14 protein-coding genes and 1 tRNA gene are annotated in these 17,073 nt (G+C 66.5%); 7 read left to right on the plus strand and 8 right to left on the minus strand.

The annotated features are described in order from the left end of the window. Nucleotides 1-9: 9 nt before the first annotated feature. Nucleotides 10-1,254 (minus strand): glucose-1-phosphate adenylyltransferase, encoded by a 1,245-nt coding sequence (glgC, locus tag ArtHe_RS06185; RefSeq protein ID WP_349238387.1) that lies wholly within the window; start codon nucleotides 1,252-1,254, stop codon nucleotides 10-12. A 111-nt stretch (nucleotides 1,255-1,365) separates the two neighbouring features. Here glgC and glgA point away from each other — a divergent pair, with 111 nt between their 5' ends. Further along, nucleotides 1,366-2,562, plus strand: coding sequence for a glycogen synthase (gene glgA / locus ArtHe_RS06190; protein ID WP_248319206.1), 1,197 nt, complete (start codon nucleotides 1,366-1,368; stop codon nucleotides 2,560-2,562). Nucleotides 2,563-2,685: 123 nt separating this feature from the next. Here glgA and ArtHe_RS06195 read toward each other — a convergent pair whose 3' ends face one another. Next, nucleotides 2,686-4,782, minus strand: a complete 2,097-nt coding sequence (locus tag ArtHe_RS06195; RefSeq protein WP_248319207.1) for an acyl-CoA dehydrogenase — start codon at nucleotides 4,780-4,782, stop codon at nucleotides 2,686-2,688. A 9-nt stretch (nucleotides 4,783-4,791) separates the two neighbouring features. Next, nucleotides 4,792-5,538 carry a TetR/AcrR family transcriptional regulator gene (locus ArtHe_RS06200; RefSeq protein ID WP_248319208.1) on the minus strand — a complete coding sequence of 249 codons (747 nt, stop codon included), beginning with the start codon at nucleotides 5,536-5,538 and terminating at the stop codon, nucleotides 4,792-4,794. Between the two features lie 84 nt (nucleotides 5,539-5,622). Between ArtHe_RS06200 and ArtHe_RS06205 the strand changes: the two genes are divergently transcribed. The 4 genes from ArtHe_RS06205 to ArtHe_RS06220 are packed head-to-tail and all read left to right on the plus strand — an operon-like array spanning nucleotide 5,623 to nucleotide 10,462. Beyond that, nucleotides 5,623-6,954: an acetyl-CoA C-acetyltransferase gene (locus tag ArtHe_RS06205; protein ID WP_248319209.1), complete on the plus strand. Its 1,332-nt coding sequence runs from the start codon at nucleotides 5,623-5,625 to the stop codon at nucleotides 6,952-6,954. A gap of 2 nt (nucleotides 6,955-6,956) precedes the next feature. Further along, on the plus strand, nucleotides 6,957-8,297 hold the full coding sequence (locus ArtHe_RS06210; RefSeq protein WP_248319210.1) for a 3-oxoacyl-ACP reductase: 1,341 nt from the start codon (nucleotides 6,957-6,959) through the stop codon (nucleotides 8,295-8,297). After that, on the plus strand, nucleotides 8,294-9,211 hold the full coding sequence (locus ArtHe_RS06215; RefSeq protein WP_248319211.1) for a MaoC/PaaZ C-terminal domain-containing protein: 918 nt from the start codon (nucleotides 8,294-8,296) through the stop codon (nucleotides 9,209-9,211). The genes ArtHe_RS06210 and ArtHe_RS06215 overlap by 4 nt, the downstream gene beginning before the upstream one ends. 18 nt (nucleotides 9,212-9,229) lie before the next feature. Then, a complete protein-coding gene (locus ArtHe_RS06220) occupies nucleotides 9,230-10,462 on the plus strand; it encodes an aminotransferase class V-fold PLP-dependent enzyme (RefSeq protein WP_248319212.1) in 1,233 nt (410 codons plus the stop codon). A 65-nt stretch (nucleotides 10,463-10,527) separates the two neighbouring features. Here the strand turns inward: ArtHe_RS06220 and ArtHe_RS06225 are convergent, their stop codons facing one another. The 4 genes from ArtHe_RS06225 to ArtHe_RS06240 all read right to left on the minus strand — a co-directional run bounded on the left by ArtHe_RS06225 (nucleotide 10,528) and on the right by ArtHe_RS06240 (nucleotide 14,053). Continuing rightward, nucleotides 10,528-10,938 carry a universal stress protein gene (locus tag ArtHe_RS06225; protein WP_248319213.1) on the minus strand — a complete coding sequence of 137 codons (411 nt, stop codon included), beginning with the start codon at nucleotides 10,936-10,938 and terminating at the stop codon, nucleotides 10,528-10,530. Further along, nucleotides 10,931-12,319, minus strand: coding sequence for an APC family permease (locus ArtHe_RS06230; RefSeq protein ID WP_248319692.1), 1,389 nt, complete (start codon nucleotides 12,317-12,319; stop codon nucleotides 10,931-10,933). The genes ArtHe_RS06225 and ArtHe_RS06230 overlap by 8 nt, the downstream gene beginning before the upstream one ends. A 154-nt stretch (nucleotides 12,320-12,473) precedes the next feature. Beyond that, nucleotides 12,474-13,799, minus strand: a complete 1,326-nt coding sequence (locus tag ArtHe_RS06235) for a hemolysin family protein (RefSeq protein ID WP_248319214.1) — start codon at nucleotides 13,797-13,799, stop codon at nucleotides 12,474-12,476. 170 nt (nucleotides 13,800-13,969) lie between these two features. Beyond that, nucleotides 13,970-14,053: transfer RNA gene (locus tag ArtHe_RS06240), tRNA-Leu, on the minus strand. Nucleotides 14,054-14,247: 194 nt separating this feature from the next. On the opposite strand from ArtHe_RS06240, the gene ArtHe_RS06245 reads away from it, so the two are divergent. Next, complete coding sequence (locus tag ArtHe_RS06245; protein ID WP_248319215.1) at nucleotides 14,248-15,549, plus strand: M20/M25/M40 family metallo-hydrolase; 1,302 nt, start codon at nucleotides 14,248-14,250, stop codon at nucleotides 15,547-15,549. Between the two features lie 74 nt (nucleotides 15,550-15,623). Further along, nucleotides 15,624-16,814 carry an acyl-CoA dehydrogenase family protein gene (locus ArtHe_RS06250; RefSeq protein WP_248319216.1) on the plus strand — a complete coding sequence of 397 codons (1,191 nt, stop codon included), beginning with the start codon at nucleotides 15,624-15,626 and terminating at the stop codon, nucleotides 16,812-16,814. On the opposite strand, the gene ArtHe_RS06255 is transcribed toward ArtHe_RS06250, so the two are convergent. Beyond that, nucleotides 16,811-17,044, minus strand: coding sequence for a DUF5703 family protein (locus ArtHe_RS06255; RefSeq protein WP_066298452.1), 234 nt, complete (start codon nucleotides 17,042-17,044; stop codon nucleotides 16,811-16,813). The two genes, ArtHe_RS06250 and ArtHe_RS06255, sit on opposite strands and share 4 nt — an antisense overlap. Nucleotides 17,045-17,073: the final 29 nt, after the last annotated feature.

Here is a 17,073-nt window from a genome sequence, read left to right on the forward strand (position 1 = left end):
CAGCGGGCGTTATCCGGTCCGCACGGACTGCCCCTTGCTCACCACCGTAAGTCCCGACGCCGTCACCGTGAATCCACGGGCGAGGTCCAGTTCCCGGTCGACGCCGATAGTCGCCCCGGCCGGGACCTGGACGAACTTGTCGATGATCGCCCGGCGGATTATCGAGCGTTCACCCACATGGACGCCGTCCATGATGACGCTGTCGCTGACCGTGGACTGGACGTCGATGTAGACGTCGTGGGCCAGCACGGAGCCGCTGACACTGCCGCCGGAGATCACTGCGCCGTTGGACACAATCGAGTCCACGGCTGTGCCCGGCTCGTCATCAGCGCCGCGGACGAACTTCGCGGGCGGGGAAATACTCTGGCGGGTGTAGATGGGCCACTGCAGGTTGTAGAGGTTGAAGGCCGGCAACGGGGAAATCAGGTCCATGTGGGCGTCGTAGTAGGAATCCAGCGTGCCGACGTCCCTCCAGTACCGGTGGTCGCGGCCGGTGGCACCGGGAATAACATTTTCGGTGAAGTCGTACACCGCCGCCTCGCCGCGCTCCACGAAGTAAGGAATGATATCCCCGCCCATATCGTGCTTGGTGATCAGCCGCTCGGCGTCGACGCGGAGCGCCTCAACCAGCGCGTCGGTGGTGAACACATAGTTGCCCATGGAGGCAAGGAAGCTGTCCGGGTCATCCGGCAGGCCGGGGGTAGTGGACGGTTTTTCCACGAAGGCGGCGATCCGCCCCGGAACCGCGGGGTTGGTCTCGATGACACCAAACTGGTCGGCCATTTCGAGCGGCTGCCGGACCGCGGCAACACTGCACGGTGCACCGGACTCCAGGTGCGCCTCCACCATCTGGGAGAAGTCCATCCGGTAGACGTGGTCTGCACCGATGACGACGACGATGTCCGGCCGCGCGTCGTCGATCAGGTTCATCGACTGGTACAGGGCATTCGCGCTGCCCAGGAACCAGCTCTTGCCGACCCGCTGCTGTGCGGGAACGGAAGCCACGTAGTTCTGCAGCTGCGTCGAAAGCCGCCAGGTCTCGGAAATATGCCGGTCCAGGCTGTGCGACTTGTACTGCGTCAGCACCACAATCTGCAGGTAACCGGAGTTGACCAGGTTGGACAGGGCAAAATCTATCAGCCGGTACTTGCCGGCAAAGGGCACCGCGGGCTTGGCCCGGTCGGCCGTGAGCGGCATCAGCCGCTTGCCCTCGCCTCCGGCGAGAACCACGGCCAGGACTTTCTTGGGTGCCATTGTGCGTACTCCTGACTTTTCCCCTGGGAAAATGTTGAGCGCTGAAGGGGCAGATAAGCCTGCTGACCAACACACTAGATCAAGGAAGGGACGTGCACTACGTTGGTCAGGGTGCGAATAGATATCGTTTCCAAGGAATTCCCGCCCGAAATCTACGGTGGTGCCGGTGTGCATGTCGCAGAGTTGAGCCGGGTGCTGGCCAGCCGGGTTGACCTGCGCGTTCACTGCTTCGGTGCGCCGCGGCAGGCAGATTTCCACGGCGCGCAGGTCTTGGCATACGGCGTGCCGGCTGAACTCTCCCAGGCCAACCCGGCGGTTCAGACCCTCGGCACCGATCTGGATATGCTTCAGGGCTTTGCCGGCGCCGACCTCATTCATTCGCACACCTGGTACGCGAATCTGGCCGGACACCTGGGTTCCCTGCTGTACGGCGTGCCCCACGTCCTGAGCGCCCACAGCCTGGAACCGCTCCGGCCCTGGAAGGCCGAGCAGCTGGGCGGCGGTTACGCGCTCTCCTCCTGGGTCGAGAAAACGGCGTACGACGCCGCCTCCGCCATCATTGCCGTTTCCGAAGGCATGCGCCGGGATATCCTGCGCGCCTATCCGGAAGTCACTCCCGGCAAGGTCCGGGTGGTCCACAACGGCATCGACACGGTCGCCTGGCATCCCGACGAAGACCCGGATGCTGTCCGCGCCCTTGGCATCGATCCGGATGCACCCAGCGTTGTGTTCGTGGGCCGCAACACCCGCCAGAAGGGTGTTCCGTTCCTGCTGCGCGCAGCTGCCCTGCTGCCTCCCGAAGTCCAGGTGGTCCTGTGCCTGGGCGCGGCGGACACTCCGGAACTCGCCGCTGAGACAGCGGTGCTGATCGGGGAACTCTCACAAACCCGCAGCGGGGTGGTCGTGATTGAGCGGATGCTTCCGCGGCAGGAGCTTCTCAAGGTCCTCAGCATCGCCACGGTTTTCGCCTGTCCCTCCATTTATGAACCGCTCGGCATCGTGAACCTGGAAGCCATGGCCTGCGGGACCGCGGTGGTGGCCAGCGCCACCGGAGGTATCCCTGAGGTTGTCGACGACGGCGTGACCGGACTGCTGGTTCCGCTGGAACAGGTTGATGACGGCACCGGCACGCCGCTGCACCCTGAGGTCTTCGTCCGCGACTTCGCTGCGGCCCTGACCGCCGTCGTGACTGATCCGCTCCGTGCCCGGGAAATGGGGGAGGCCGGACGGCGGCGGGCTGCGAAGGAGTTCTCCTGGGATGCGATCGCCGAGACCACGCTCGACGTTTACCGTTCCGTGCTGCCGTAACCGTTCCTAGCCTGAGCTGGCCTGAACTGAGCTGACTGCGGCAGAAGGCCGGTGCCCGCCTGGATCTCCAGGCGGGCACCGGCCTTCTGCCGCCGCAGCGGCGGCTGGCGTGCAGGAGCGGTGTCAGCCCCTGGCCTTGGCCGCCTGCTTCTTCCGCAGGATGAGCGTCTTCTCGTCGATCGCTGCACCGCCGCTGGCGCGCAGCAGCCGCTGATACTCCATTGATTCGTCCTGGCGTACCTTCTCGGCACCGGTGGCGATGGCCGCCCGGAGGTGCTCCGGGCCGTAGCCAAAGGCGTCCACCAGGTCCAGGGCGTGCGGCCGGATCTTGGCGAGCAGCCGGTTGATGTAGTCACCCAGGGTGCGGGCCCGCTGGGAGGACAGCCGGCCGTGCATCAGGTACCAGGCCAGATTCTTTTCGATCAGGCCAAGGCCAAACAGATCCCGCAGCCAGGTAAGCACCTGGCGCGTCCCGGCGTCGTTAATCCCGTCCAGCCCCCGGGTAAATGCTTCCCACTGCAGCAGCTCGGCGTGCGCGCGGGCCGCCTCGATCAGGTCGTGCTGGTTCTGATTGAACACTGCGGCGGCTTCGGCCTTGGGCAGCTTCCGCGCTTCGCGCAGGTTACCGGCGACTTCGGCGACCATTGTTGCCACCCGGTCGGTCAGGAGATCGTGCTGCGCCTTGGGGTCGCGGAGAGCGATGGCTGACTTCTTTTCCGAACCGGAGTCCGCGACGGTCTGCACGATCCGGCGCAGACCCGAACGGTTGAAGGTGCGCTCGGTTGCCTGGCCAACCACATAACGGGCCAGGACTCCGAAGTCGGCGCCCTGGAACTCCTTGGCGTAATCGGCCAGCAGCCGCTTGGCGACCAGCTGCAGCAGGACGGTGTTGTCGCCTTCGAAGGTGACGTAGATATCCAGGTCGGCGCGAAGGGCCGTCAGCCGGTTCTCTGCAAGGAAGCCAGCCCCGCCGGTCGCTTCGCGGCATTCCTGCAGGGTGTCCAGGGCATGCCAGGTGGAGAGCGATTTCAGGGCCGCGGCGAGGGTTTCCAGATCCTGGCGGTTCTCGTCGGTGTCGTCGGCGCCGGAGAAAACGTCATCGAACTTGGCGAGAAGTTCATCATGCGCGAACGATGCCGCGTAGGTGGTGGCCAGCAGCGGCAGCAGCCGGCGCTGGTGCTGCTGGTAGTCCATCAGGACTTCCTCGACCGTGTCGGAGCCGCCGTTGAACTGGCGGCGCTCCGTGGCGTACTGGACGGCGATCTTGAGGCCGAGCTTGGAGGCGGCCACGGCTGCCCCGTCCAGGGAGACCCGGCCCTGGACCAGGGTGCCGATCATGGTGAAGAATCGGCGGCCCGGGCTCTCGATGGTCGAGGAGTAGGTGCCGTCCTCAGCAACGTCGCCGTAGCGGTTGAGCAGGTTGGTCCGTGGGATCCGGACGTTGTCGAAATGCAGGCGGCCGTTGTCGATGCCGTTCAGCCCGCCCTTGACGCCGTCGTCTTCGCCGCCAACCCCGGGCAGGAAGCCGTTGTCATCGCGGAGCTCCACATAGAAGGCGTGAACGCCATGATCCACGCCTTTGGTGATCAGGTGCGCGAAGACCACGGCCGCCTTGCCGTTGACTGCCGCGTTGCCGATGTAGTCCTTCCAGGCCGCGCGGAACGGGGTGTTGATGATGAATTCCCCGGCTGCGGCGTCGTACTCGGCGGTGGTGGCAATGCTGGAGACGTCGGAACCGTGGCCGGTTTCCGTCATCGCAAAGCAGCCCGGAATGTCCAGGCTCATGATCCCCGGAAGCCATTTCTCATGGTGCTCCCGGGTGCCCAGATGCAGGACAGCGGAGCCGAAGAGGCCCCACTGGACGCCGGCCTTGATCTGCAGGGAGGGGTCTGCAACCACCAGTTCCTCGAAGCCGGCGATGTTGCCCCCGTGGTTGTCCTGGCCACCGACGTAGGCCGGGAATGCCCGGTGCACGGCGTCGGCGTCCACCAGTACCTTCAGCTGGTCCATAACCCGCAGCCGGTGCTCGGTGTGGGTCAGCCCCGCGGGTGTGTGCAGGACGTCGCTGCCCGCCAGCCTGCGGGCCTGCAGCCGGATGTCATGCCACTTGCCGAGCAGCGCGCGGCCCAGGGCCTCGACGTTGACAGTAGCCGTATCGTCATCGCTGATGACGGTGCTGGCCGGAAGCTCGCGCTCGGGAGTGGAGACTGATTGCGTCATGGCGTGTCCTTACTTGTCGGCACCGGCTGCGGCGGGCCTGCGCCCGGTGCGGTGCGGCGGTGTGGCTGAGGATGAGTCGGGAGTCAGTGCGGGGTCCGGGGTGTCCCATCCGATGCCGTCGAACAACCAGACGGTCAGCTGGTCGGTCATTTCTGCTTCGGTGGGACGGCCCGGTCCGGGAGGGGTGGCCAGCCAGCGCTCACCGGCAGCCCGGACCATGCCCAGGGCTGCTGTCGGCCAGAAGCCGGCGGCAGCCTGGGTCAGGGCATTCGATTCATGGCCTTCCAGGTAGGCCTTCACTGCGTGGTCCATCATGGCGCTGATGTTGGCGAAAAAGTCGGAAAGGGCGGCGGCGACACCGTTTCCGTTCGTTGCCGCTGCTTCACCGGCAGGACTTCCAGTGACGAAGGCGTACACGTTGGGGGAGGTCTGCGCCATCTGCAGATAGGCGGAAACCATGGCGCGCAGGCCGGACCGGGGAGAGGCAGCGCTGCGGGCTGCCGCCAGGATCTTCTCCTGCATCTGATGGATGACAACTTCACCCATCGCCTGCTGCAGCCCTGGCTTGTCACCGAAGTACCGGTAGTAGACGGATTTCGAGGTCCCTGAGGCGGCGGCGATCTCCTCCATCGATGCCTGTGCACCGAGGGTGTGCACAGCGCGGCGGGCGGCTCTGATCAGGGCGCCGCGGCGCTCGGCCCGGTGGGCTTCCCACCGGATGGAGCGGCCATCCGGGGCAGATGTGGTTTGTTTCACTGCGCTGTTCACGATACCCAGCGTATCAGGTACGCTGGGTAACAGTAACTCCCGTCACACACCGACCCCCAAGGAGATCGACGAATGGCTGCTCAACCCACGTCCGCGCCCCGGCCCGCCCAGCCCTCAGGTCCCGCCGTGCGGAATGCCGTGGTCATCGGCGGCAACCGCATCCCGTTTGCCCGGTCCGGCGGAGCGTACGCGCACAGCTCCAACCAGGACATGCTGACCGCTGCACTGGACGGACTGGTGGCCCGGTTCGGCCTCCAAAACGAGCGGATCGGCGCCGTTGCCGCCGGCGCCGTCCTGAAGCACTCCCGGGACTTCAACCTGACCCGCGAAGCGGTGCTGGGTTCGGCGCTTTCGCCGGAGACTCCGGCCTACGACGTTCAGCAGGCCTGCGCGACGGGACTCGAGACCGTGGTGTCCCTGGCCAACAAGATCAAGCTGGGCCAGCTGGAATCCGGGATCGCCGGTGGCGTCGACTCCGCCTCCGATGCGCCCATCGCCGTCAGCGAAGGGCTGCGCCGCGCACTGCTGGATCTCTCCCGGGCCCGGACCGCCAAGCAGAAGATCGCGGCCGTTGCGAAGATCCGGCCCAGGGACCTGGCGCCGAATGCGCCCAACACCGGCGAACCCCGGACCGGGCTGTCCATGGGGGAACACCAGGCGCTCACGACGGCACAGTGGAAGATCACCCGGGAAAGCCAGGACGAGCTGGCCTACAACAGCCACCGGAACCTGGCGGCCGCCTATGACCGCGGGTTCTTCGATGACCTCCTGACCCCGTACCGGGGCCTGTCCAAGGATTCCAACCTGCGCGCCGATACCTCCCTGGAGAAACTCGCGTCCCTCAAACCCGTCTTCGGCCGGGCACTGGGTGACGAAGCGACCATGACGGCGGGCAACTCCACGCCGCTCACCGACGGCGCCTCCGTGGTGCTGCTGGGTTCCGAGGACTATGCGCGGGAGAACGACCTTCCCATGCTCGCCAACATTGTCGACGCCGAGGCCGGTGCCGTCGATTTCGTCCACGGCCGGGACGGCCTCCTGATGGCCCCGGCCTTCGCCGTTCCGCGGCTGCTGGCCCGGAACAACCTCAGCTTCGATGACTTCGACTTCTTCGAAATCCACGAAGCCTTCGCCGGGACGGTGCTCAGCACCCTCGCGGCATGGGAGGACGACGAATTCTGCCGCACCCGGCTGGGCCTGGAGGGTCCGCTGGGAAGTATTGACCGCAGCAGGCTGAACGTTAATGGTTCCTCCCTCGCAGCCGGCCACCCGTTCGCGGCCACCGGCGGCCGGATTGTCGCCAGCCTGGCGAAGATGCTGCACGAGAAGGGCTCCGGCCGGGGGCTGATTTCCATCTGCGCCGCCGGCGGCCAGGGCCTCGTGGCTATCCTGGAGGCGCGCTGATCATGACCGATTCCTATCTGAACCTCGTTAATTCCGGCTTCACCAAGGAAATCGCCAAAAAACTCGGCCTGCCCCGGCCGGCCGTGCTGCGGCGCTTTGATCCTGCCAAACCGCTGGTCCCCGGCCCTGTACTGCTGCTGGGCAAGGGAGAGTCGGCGGATGTGCTGGCGTCCATGATGCTTTCCTGGCAGCAGGATGTGCGCCGGCACGCCACTCCGAAGGAACGCCTGGGCGCCATCCTCCTGGTTCTGGACGAGGCCCTCGCTCCGGAGGACCTCTCCGCCGTCGTGCTCGACGCCGGTGCGAGCCTGCGGGATCTGGCCCCCGGCGGGCGGATCATCACCGTTTCCCGTCCGGCCGCCGAAGCCGGGGACCCGGCGGCCGCCGCAGTCCGGCAGGGCATCGACGGGACCCTCCGGTCCCTCGCCCATGAACTGCGGGGAGGCGCCACCGCCAACGGCATCGTGCTGGCCAACGGCACGGACGCCGGCGCACCGGCCGTGGCCGCCGCCCTGCACTTCCTGCTCTCCGGCCGCAGCGCCTACGTCAACGGCCAGTTCATCACCGTCGGTTCTGCCGCCGGTGAGCTGCCAGCGGATTGGACGGCCTCACTGGCCGGGAAAACCGCCGTCGTTACCGGGGCAGCCCGTGGAATCGGCGCGTCGATCGCCCGGGTGCTGCACCGCGAAGGCGCCACGGTGATTGTGGTTGACGTTCCCGCCGCCGGGGAACAGCTTGCTGCCGTGGCCAACGAAATCGGCGGAACGGCCCTGCAGGTGGACATCACCCGGGATGACGCCGCGGACCGGATCCTGCAGCACGCGGCGGACCGCTACGGGAACCTGGACATTGTGATCCACAATGCCGGCATTACCCGGGACAAGCTGCTCGCCAACATGGACTCCTCCCGCTGGGATTCGGTACTGGCCGTCAACATTTCCTCCCAGCTGAAGATGAACGAACGCTTCCTGGCCTCGGAGACTTTCAGCCGGAGCGGCCGGATTGTCTCCCTGGCCTCAACCAGCGGCATCGCAGGGAACCGCGGGCAAACCAATTACGCCGCGTCGAAGGCCGGGATCATCGGCATGGTCCAGGCCACCGCACCGCTGCTGGCTCCGAGGGGCGGATCAATCAACGCCGTGGCGCCGGGCTTCATCGAAACAGACATGACTGCCCGGATGCCTGCCCTGACCCGGCAGGTCGCCCGCCGGCTCTCCAGCCTGCAGCAGGGCGGGCTTCCCCTGGACGTCGCTGAAACCATCGCCTTCCTGGCCTCGGATGCGGCCGCCGGCATCAACGGCACTGTCCTGCGGGTCTGCGGCCAGAATATGGTGGGCGCATGAGCGTGCAGGAACTGGAGGAAATCCCGGCCCTCGGACGGCTGTACCTCGCCGCCGTCGGCAACGCTGCCCGCAGCCGGCTGTCACCGCCGTCCGCGGACGATCTTCCTGCGGCGCGGCACTCCGTGCCGCAGGCCCGGGTGGACCTGGCGAAGCTGACGGACTTCCAGCGGCTGGTCATGCACAACGCGCAGGACACCCTTCCCTCCGGATACGTCCACACGTTCGCGTTCCCGGTGGCCATGAGCGTCATGGCGCGGGAGGACTTCCCGCTGCCGCTGCTGGGAATGGTGCATCTGCGCAACGAGGTCCGGCACCTGCGGCCGATCCACTACACGGAACCGCTGTCCGTGACGGCCTGGGCGGAAAACCTGGCCGGCCACCGTGCCGGAACCCGGGTTGAGCTGGTCGCCGAAGTCCGGTCCGGGACGGAACTGGTCTGGACCGGGAGGTCCACGTACCTCGCGAAGGGCGTGTTCCTTCCCCGGCTCGACCGTCCGGCCCGCGGCGCGGAACGGGCCGACTTCGTTCCGCCGCTGCCCACGGCGCAGTGGCGGCTCGGTGCGGATGCCGGGCGGAACTATGCCAGGGTCTCCGGCGACTTCAACCCCATCCACCTCAGCAGCCTGTCCGCCAAGGCGCTGGGCATGAAACGCTCAATCGCCCACGGGATGTACCTCGCCTCCCGGGTGGTCGCGGAGACGGGGCCGGCAGTGCAGGAACCGTTCGAATGGGAGATTGACTTCGAGTCTCCGGTGTTCCTCCCAGCGACGGTCAGCCTGCGGATTTCAGACGCCGGATCACCGGGGGAGCGCGGGGAAACCACGTTCACCGGCTGGAACCAGCGGACCCGCCGCCGTCATTTCCACGGAGCCGCGCGTCCGCTGGGTGCGGCGGGAGGATCGACCGGCGTTTAGGCTGCTAGCCTTCGGGCCATGACAGCCTCCACCTTCCTGAACCGCGCCAAGGAACTCGACGCCGCAGATCCACTGGCCGGCCTGCGTGAACTGTTCATCGGGCACAATGATCCCGGTGTCAGTGCCTACCTGGACGGCAACTCCCTGGGCCGGCCGCTGGCGGCAACACTGGACCGGATGGCCGAGTTCATCAGTGAGGCGTGGGGCGGCCGGTTGATCCGCGGATGGGACGAGGGCTGGCTGGGCCTGCCCGCGGCGGTCGGCGACCAGCTCGGGGCCAGCGTCCTGGGCGCGGCTCCGGGTCAGTGCATCGTCGCCGACTCAACCACGGTCCTGCTGTACAAGCTGGCCCGCGCCGCCGTTGCCGCAGGGACCGGGCGCACGGAGATCGTACTGGACCGGGACAACTTTCCCACCGACCGGTATGTGATGGACGGCATCGCCCGCGAGTGCGGGCTGACCCTGCGCTGGGTGGATGCGGCTTACGACGGCGGTGTGTCGCCCGAAGCGGTTGCGGCCGCCGTCGGACCCCGGACCGCCCTGGTGGTGCTGAGCCACGTGGCCTACCGTTCCGGGTTTATCGCCGATGTTCCGGCGATCACCGAACTGGTCCACGCGGCAGGCGGACGGGTGCTGTGGGACCTGTGCCATTCGGCCGGCTCGGTGCCGGCGGAACTGGATGCCTGGAACGTGGACTACGCGGCGGGCTGCAGCTATAAATACCTCAACGGCGGCCCCGGCGCGCCCGCCTGGGCCTACGTTGCCCGCCGGCACCAGGACACTTTTGCGCAGCCCATCCAGGGGTGGCTGGGTGCCGGTGACCCCTTCGCCATGGGGGCTGAGTACGTGCCGGCTGCCGGTATTGCACGGGTGGTCTCCGGAACCCCGCCCATCCTGGGGATGCTCGCCATGCAGGACATGGCAAGCCTCATCGCCCGGGTGGGGATCCAGGCTGTGCGGGCAAAGTCCGTAGCCCTGACGGCCTTCGCCGTTGAAGCTGTGGACGAGGTCCTGGCCCGGTACGGTGTTGTGCTCGCGTCCCCGCGGGACCCGGCGAGCAGGGGCAGCCACATCACCATCGATCATCCGGCGTTCAAGGACATCACCGCACGGCTGTGGCAGCGCGGCATCATCCCGGACTACCGCAACCCGGACGGCATCCGGCTGGGCCTCTCACCGCTGTCGACGTCGTTCGCGGAGACGTGGACGGGCATCGAGGCGATTGCGGAGGAACTCGAGGGCAGCAGGTAGCCCGGGCACGGCCCCCCCCTGACACGCTGACCGCTGCCGCGCTGGCCCGCTGCCCCGCCACATCCTTACTGCCCCGCCTTAACACTGAGAACGGGGCAGCCAGCTTCGAGCAGCACCCGCTGGGCGGTGCTTCCGAGGATGAGCTTGCCGACCGGAGTCCGGTGCCGGATCCCAACAACGATCAGCCGGCCGGAATAGCGCTCCGCCGCGGAGAGGATCTCATCCGCCGGGTCAAAGTCCCCCTCGGGGTGGACTATCTCGAAGGGCTGGCCGTCTGCCTGCAGCTCCGCCGCGATCGCGTCGAGGTCGTCAGCGGCATCCTCGCCGTGGGCGTGCCCGTGCCCCAGCCCGCGCCCGGTGGTGCGGACGTTGACGATCACCAGCAGGTCCCGCTCAACGGCAGCTTCGGCCCGCGCGTGGGTCAGCGCCGCCTCACCTTCGGGCCCGGGCACGTACCCGACGATGACGCTAGCCATGGAGTTCCTCCGGATCTGTGAAGCGTGTGCGCTTGGCCTTGACCGCCCGGTTCCAGAGCCAGGTGAAGAACCACAGCACCACGCCGACGGCCAGCAGGATCCCGGCAATCCGGTATTCAATGGGGTCCTGGGCCCAGGGGCCAACGAGGAAGGCGCAGCTCAGGGCTCCGAACCAGGGGGTAATTCCGGGGGAGCGGAAGGTCTTGCGCGGGCGGCCTTCCTCCTCGCCGGGCTGTGGATCCGGCGGATGCCGGCGCAGGACGATGCAGGCGATGTTGACCACCGTGAAGACGCACAGGAGCAGCAGGGCCGTGGTCCCGCCGAGGGCAGAAACAGTCTGCGGGCCCATCACATTGGTGACCACAATGATCAGGCCCACTGCGATGGCCGTGGTGAAGATGATCGCGGCCCACGGGGTGCGGCGCCCCGAAAGGACCAGGGCCAGGGGCCGCGGCAGGACCTCCTGGCGGGCCATGCCGTAGAGCAGGCGGCTGGCCATCAGCATGTTGATCAGCGCCGTGTTGGCGACGGCAAAAATGGACAGGAACGGGTACACAACGTCGATCGGGAATCCGGGGGCACCCGTCTGCACGACTTCGAGCAGGGGCGTCTGGCTCTCAGACAGCTGGCCGACGGGCACAACGGCCACGGCAGCGATGGACACCAGGACGTAGATGAGGACGGTGATGCCGAGTCCGGTGAGCATAACCTTCGGGAAGATGCGGGCCGGGTCCCGGGTTTCCTCCGCCATGTTGACTGAATCCTCGAAGCCGACCATGGAGAAGAACGCCAGGGAGGTGGCCGCGGTCAGGGCAAGGAAGACAGATTTCCCCTCTTCGGTTTCGAAGACCATCACCCGGGAGAAGTCCACGTTGCCCTGCCCCATGGCCCAGAAGCCGATGCCGATGACGATCAGCAGGCCGGTCAGCTCCACCAGGGTCAGGAAGACATTGAACTTGATGCTTTCGCCGACACCGCGCAGGTTGACCGCGGCCAGAAGCAGCACAAAGCTCACGGCCACCACGGTGACCCCGAACTGCCCCCAGCCCAGGTCGAAGCCGACCAGGAAGTTCTCCGCCAGGAACTTCGACGCGGTGGAGGCTGAGGTGATCCCCGAGCACAGGACAGCGAATGTCACGAGGAAGGTGACAAAGTGGATGCCGAAGGCCTTGTGCGTGTAGAGGGCAGCGCCGGCGGCCTGCGGGTACTTCGTCACGAGTTCCAGATAGGACAGCGCCGTGACTGTTGCAACGATGAACGCGATCAGGATTGGCGCCCAGGCGGCGCCGCCGATCTCGCCGGCGATCTGCCCGGTGAGGGCGTAGACGCCTGTTCCCAGCACATCGCCGATGATGAACAGCAGCAGCAGTTTGCTCCCCATGACCCGTTTCAGGGCAGGGCCGGTGCTGCTCTGCGGCGCACTGCCGGCCGCTGTTTCCTCGCCGGGACTGGGAACACTCATGCCCGGTATTCTCCGCCCCGCGCCCAGCAGCCTGCAATGGACCTGACGGCATTCATCCGGCGGACCGGCAGATTCAGATTTCCGCGCCGCCGGCGCTCCGGTCAGCAACCGGCGGCCCCGGGATCACGCGCACGGCACGGATCCGATGGTGGTCGACGTCGGTCACCCGCAGCCGGCCGCCGGGCGCGGATACGGTGTCCCCGGGCACCGCCATCCGTCCCAGCCGGTCAAGGATGTAGCCGGCCACCGTCTCATACTGGCCCTCGGGCAATTCCATTCCGGTGAGGCGGGCGAACTCCTGAAGGATCAGGCCGCCGTCGACCATCAGCTCTCCCTCCACCAGCAGGTGCCTGTCCTCCGGATCCCGGCCGGTGTCATACTCGTCGTAAATCTCTCCGACCAGCTCCTCCACCAGGTCCTCAAGCGTCACGATCCCGTCGGTGCCGCCGTATTCGTCCACAACGACGGCGATATGGCTTTTCCCCCGCCGCATCCGTGAAAGCGTGGGCAGCACCGTGGCTGTGCCTGGCAGGAACAGGATGGGCCGGACAATGCTCCCCACCCGCACGTCCGCAGCAGACTCCGGGCTCCGGCCGAGAAGGTCCCGGACATGGACGAAACCGAGGATGTCGTCGGTGGACTCCCCGGTCACCGGATACCGGGAATAGGGCAGCACGTGCACCCTGCGCCCGGCTTCGGCCAGGGTGAGTGAAGCCGGCAGGAATTCCACCTGGGGACGCGGCCGCATCACCTCCTGCAGCAGACGCTGACCGGCACCAAAAACATCGGCCAGGATGCTCCGGCTTTCATCGGCAAGCACTGGGCTGGACTTCACCATTTCCAGTAGTTCCTGCTGTGAAATGGGCATGTTCTTGAGGTTCGGGTCTGCTCCCAGCAGCCGCACCACGGCGTCGGTGGAGACGGACAGCAGGCGGATCACCGGGCGCATCAGGGTGGCGAAGCCAGCCAGGGGAGGAGACAGGACGCGGGTGAAGGCTTCGGCGTTCTGCATGGCGAGCCGTTTGGGCACCAGCTCGGAGAACACCAGCGACAGGTACGCGACCACCAGTGTCATCGCAATGAATGCCGTGCTCTGGGCCGCGGCGGGGCTCAGCCCCCAGCTTTCCAGGACCGGCGCGGCAGCCGGTGCAAGGGCCGATGCCCCGTAGGCAGCGGAGAAAAACCCGGAAAGAGTGACGCCGATCTGGATGGCGGACAGGAACAAGTTCGGGTTCCGGGCCAGCTGCGCCGTCTTCGCACCGCGCTTTCCGGAGCTCTCTATCCGCAGGATCTGTCCCTCACGCAGCGACACGAGCGCCATTTCCGCACCGGCAAACACTCCGCCCAGCAGGACAAAGAAGAGCACCAGGATCACGTTCAGGAGCCCGCTGCCGTCCATGATGCGAGCGTACCCGGTGGCCCGGCGGCCGTGACAGTGTCAGCACTTCTCACGCCGGTGAGACTGGCGTGGAGATAAAGGACACACAGCCGCGGAAAACCTGAAAACAAAAAATCCTCCCGGTTTCCATAAGGAATCCGGGAGGATCTTCGCTGTGGGTATCTCCACTGTGCGCGGAGGGGGACTTGAACCCCCACCCTCAATAAGAGGACTAGCACCTCAAGCTAGCGCGTCTGCCATTCCGCCACCCGCGCAGGGTGCCTTCCGAAGATCGGTTTTTATTCCGTTTCTTCGTTTGCAACGGGAAAAACTCTAACACGGTTTTGGCGCGAAGTACGAATCGGCCCATTTACGCCGCGCGGCAGATGTCACCGCGCTAAGAACGCCGGGACGCTGGGCCGGCAAGTGGCTAGGCTGGCCCTAAACCCGTGATCAAGGAGAGAGCTGCATGACTATCCGCGCCGAAGACGAAGTCACCCGCATCTGCCAGGACCTCATCCGGATCGATACCTCGAATTATGGCGACGGCAGCGGGCCGGGGGAGCGCCTGGCGGCCGAATACACCGCCGGCCTCATCGCCGAGGCCGGCCTCGAACCGGATCTCTTCGAATCCGCCCCGGGCCGCGCCTCCGTGGTGACGCGCATGGAAGGCACCGATCCCTCGCTGCCGGCCCTCGTGGTCCACGGCCACCTGGACGTTGTTCCCGCGCAGAAGCAGGACTGGAGCGTCGATCCCTTCAGCGGGGAGGAACAGGACGGACTGATCTGGGGCCGCGGCGCGGTTGACATGAAGGACATGGACGCCATGATCCTTTCCGTGATGCGGGATATGTCTCGCACCGGAACCCGGCCGCAGCGCGACATCATTTTCGCTTTCTTCGCGGACGAGGAAGCCGGTGGAAGCTACGGCGCCGGCTGGGCGGTCGAGAACCGGCCCGAGCTTTTCGAAGGTGCCACCGAAGCGATCTCGGAAGTGGGGGGATTCTCCGCCACCATCGGCGGACGCCGCACCTACCTCCTGCAGACCGCGGAGAAGGGCATCTCCTGGCTTCGCCTGCGCGCCCACGGCCGGGCCGGCCATGGCTCCCAGATCAATACCGACAACGCGGTGACCCGGCTGGCCGGTGCTGTCTCGCGTATCGGCGCGCACCAGTGGCCGATCGAGCTCACTGCCACCACCCGGGCCTTCCTGGACGGGGTTACGGAACTCACGGGAGTGGAATTCGATCCGGACAACCCGGAGAAACTTCTCGCGGAACTTGGGACGGTGGCGCGTTTTGTCGGAGCCACGCTCCAGAACACCGCCAATCCGACCCTGCTCTCCGCAGGCTACAAGCACAACGTCATCCCGGGCACGGCCGAGGCGTTCATCGATGCCCGGACCCTTCCCGGCCAGGAGGAACACCTGCTCGAGGTGATCCGGGGCCTGGCCGGCGACGGAATCGACATCAGCTACGAACACCGCGATGTGTCCCTGGAGGTGCCGTTTGCCGGGAACCTGGTGGACAGCATGGTCAGTGCACTGCAGGCCGAAGACCCCGGGGCCCCGGTGCTGCCCTATACGCTTTCCGGCGGAACCGATAACAAGTCCCTGAGCCGGCTGGGTATCACCGGCTACGGTTTTGCCCCGCTCCGCCTGCCGGAGGACCTGGATTTCACCGGTATGTTCCACGGCGTCGACGAGCGGGTCCCCGTGGATTCACTGAAGTTCGGCACCCGGGTCCTCTCCCGTCTGCTCCACGGATACTAAAAGGGAACCCTTTCCCACCCCAGCTCCGAACCGAACCGCACCACCAGAAACCGAACCGAAAAAGGAAGAGCACCATGTCTGCCGGAGATATCCTCAGCCCCGAACTCCTCGAACGGCTGCGCAGCCGGGCACCGGAATACGACCGGCGCAACGAGTTCTTTGCCGAGGACCTCGAGGACCTCCGCCGTGCCGGGTACCTGGCGTTGTTTTCCACACCGGCCCAGGGCGGAGCCGGACTCGGCATCCCGGAGGTGGCCGCCTGCCAGCGGCTGCTGGCCTCCGCTGCGCCGGCCACCGCACTGGCCATCAACATGCACCTGGTCTGGTGCGGGGTGGCGCATCTGCTGTCGCTGCGGGGTGATGACTCGCTTGCCTTCGTCCTCGAGGAAGCGGCGCGCGGTGAGGTCTTTGCGTTCGGCATCTCCGAACCGGGAAACAGCGCCGTACTTTTCGATTCCAAGACGGTGGCAGAACCGCGCAGCGGCGGCTACGCCTTCACCGGACGCAAGATCTTCACCAGCCTGTCCCCGGCGTGGACGCGGCTGGGCATTTTCGGCAAGGACAGCACCGATCCCGACGAGCCGCGGCTCGTGTTTGGTTTTGCCGACCGGGGCACCGGCGGGATCACCACGCTGGATGACTGGGACACCATGGGAATGCGGGCTTCCCAGTCCTGCACCACTGTGCTGGAGGGAGCTGTTGTGCCCGCGGAACGGATCGTCCGGCACACCCCGGTGGGTCCGCACGCTGATCTGTTCGTGTTCGGCATCTTCAGCCTTTTTGAAACACTGCTCTCCGCGGTCTACACCGGGATCGGGGACCGGGCGGTCACCCTCGCGGCGGAGGCCGCAGCCTTCCGGAAACCGGACGGGGTGCCGGCAACCCAGGATCCGCATACCCGGTGGCGGATCGCTGACGCGGCCATCCGGATGGACGGAGCCGCGCTGGAGCTGGAAGCCGTGGCCCGTGACCTCGAGTCCGGGGCGGACCACGGCGGGTTCTGGTTCGCGCGGCTGTCAGGACTCAAGCTGCGCAGCACCGATACCGTCCGCGGGGTCGTTGAAACCGCCCTGAAGGTGGCCGGCGGCCGGAGCTACTTCCGCGGCCAGGAACTGGAGCGGCTGTACCGCGACGTCCTCGCCGGCATGTTCCATCCTTCAAGCGAGGATTCCGCCCACAACACCATGGCAAATGCCCTGCTGGGCCCGGTGGACCAGGAGCAGGCAAGCGAAACCGGCAGCACGGATATACAGGACGCGGGCTAGAACGTCCGCTCGACCCGCATGATCTTCCGCCGAAGCCAGTACCGGTGGTGGCCGCCGCGGTAAATGCGGGTCCGTTCCAGTTCCCACTTGCCGTACTCAGCGTGGTCCGTGAGTGCCCGGCGGGCTTCAGGGAGGGACTCGGCGGGGCCTACGGAGAGGACCAGGTACTCATAGCCCTTGGCGGGACCGGCTTGAGGGGACCGGTCCGGTCTAAGAATTTGTTCTCGCATTTGCATCCCATTTTGCCTGCTTTACCGAT

The organism is Arthrobacter sp. Helios (assembly GCF_023167125.1).
GTDB classification, from domain to species: domain Bacteria; phylum Actinomycetota; class Actinomycetes; order Actinomycetales; family Micrococcaceae; genus Arthrobacter_B; species Arthrobacter_B luteolus.

Excerpts from the sequence above, each read along its gene's own strand:
- ArtHe_RS06195 (WP_248319207.1), bottom strand. The coding sequence starts at position 4,782 with ATGACGCAATCAGTCTCCACTCCCGAGCGCGAGCTTCCGGCCAGCACC.
- ArtHe_RS06215 (WP_248319211.1), top strand. The coding sequence starts at position 8,294 with ATGAGCGTGCAGGAACTGGAGGAAATCCCGGCCCTCGGACGGCTGTAC.
- ArtHe_RS06220 (WP_248319212.1), top strand. The coding sequence starts at position 9,230 with ATGACAGCCTCCACCTTCCTGAACCGCGCCAAGGAACTCGACGCCGCA.
- ArtHe_RS06245 (WP_248319215.1), top strand. The coding sequence starts at position 14,248 with ATGACTATCCGCGCCGAAGACGAAGTCACCCGCATCTGCCAGGACCTC.
- ArtHe_RS06205 (WP_248319209.1), top strand. The coding sequence starts at position 5,623 with ATGGCTGCTCAACCCACGTCCGCGCCCCGGCCCGCCCAGCCCTCAGGT.
- ArtHe_RS06210 (WP_248319210.1), top strand. The coding sequence starts at position 6,957 with ATGACCGATTCCTATCTGAACCTCGTTAATTCCGGCTTCACCAAGGAA.
- glgC (WP_349238387.1), bottom strand. The coding sequence starts at position 1,254 with ATGGCACCCAAGAAAGTCCTGGCCGTGGTTCTCGCCGGAGGCGAGGGC.
- ArtHe_RS06255 (WP_066298452.1), bottom strand. The coding sequence starts at position 17,044 with ATGCGAGAACAAATTCTTAGACCGGACCGGTCCCCTCAAGCCGGTCCC.
- ArtHe_RS06235 (WP_248319214.1), bottom strand. The coding sequence starts at position 13,799 with ATGGACGGCAGCGGGCTCCTGAACGTGATCCTGGTGCTCTTCTTTGTC.
- ArtHe_RS06230 (WP_248319692.1), bottom strand. The coding sequence starts at position 12,319 with ATGGGGAGCAAACTGCTGCTGCTGTTCATCATCGGCGATGTGCTGGGA.
- ArtHe_RS06250 (WP_248319216.1), top strand. The coding sequence starts at position 15,624 with ATGTCTGCCGGAGATATCCTCAGCCCCGAACTCCTCGAACGGCTGCGC.
- ArtHe_RS06225 (WP_248319213.1), bottom strand. The coding sequence starts at position 10,938 with ATGGCTAGCGTCATCGTCGGGTACGTGCCCGGGCCCGAAGGTGAGGCG.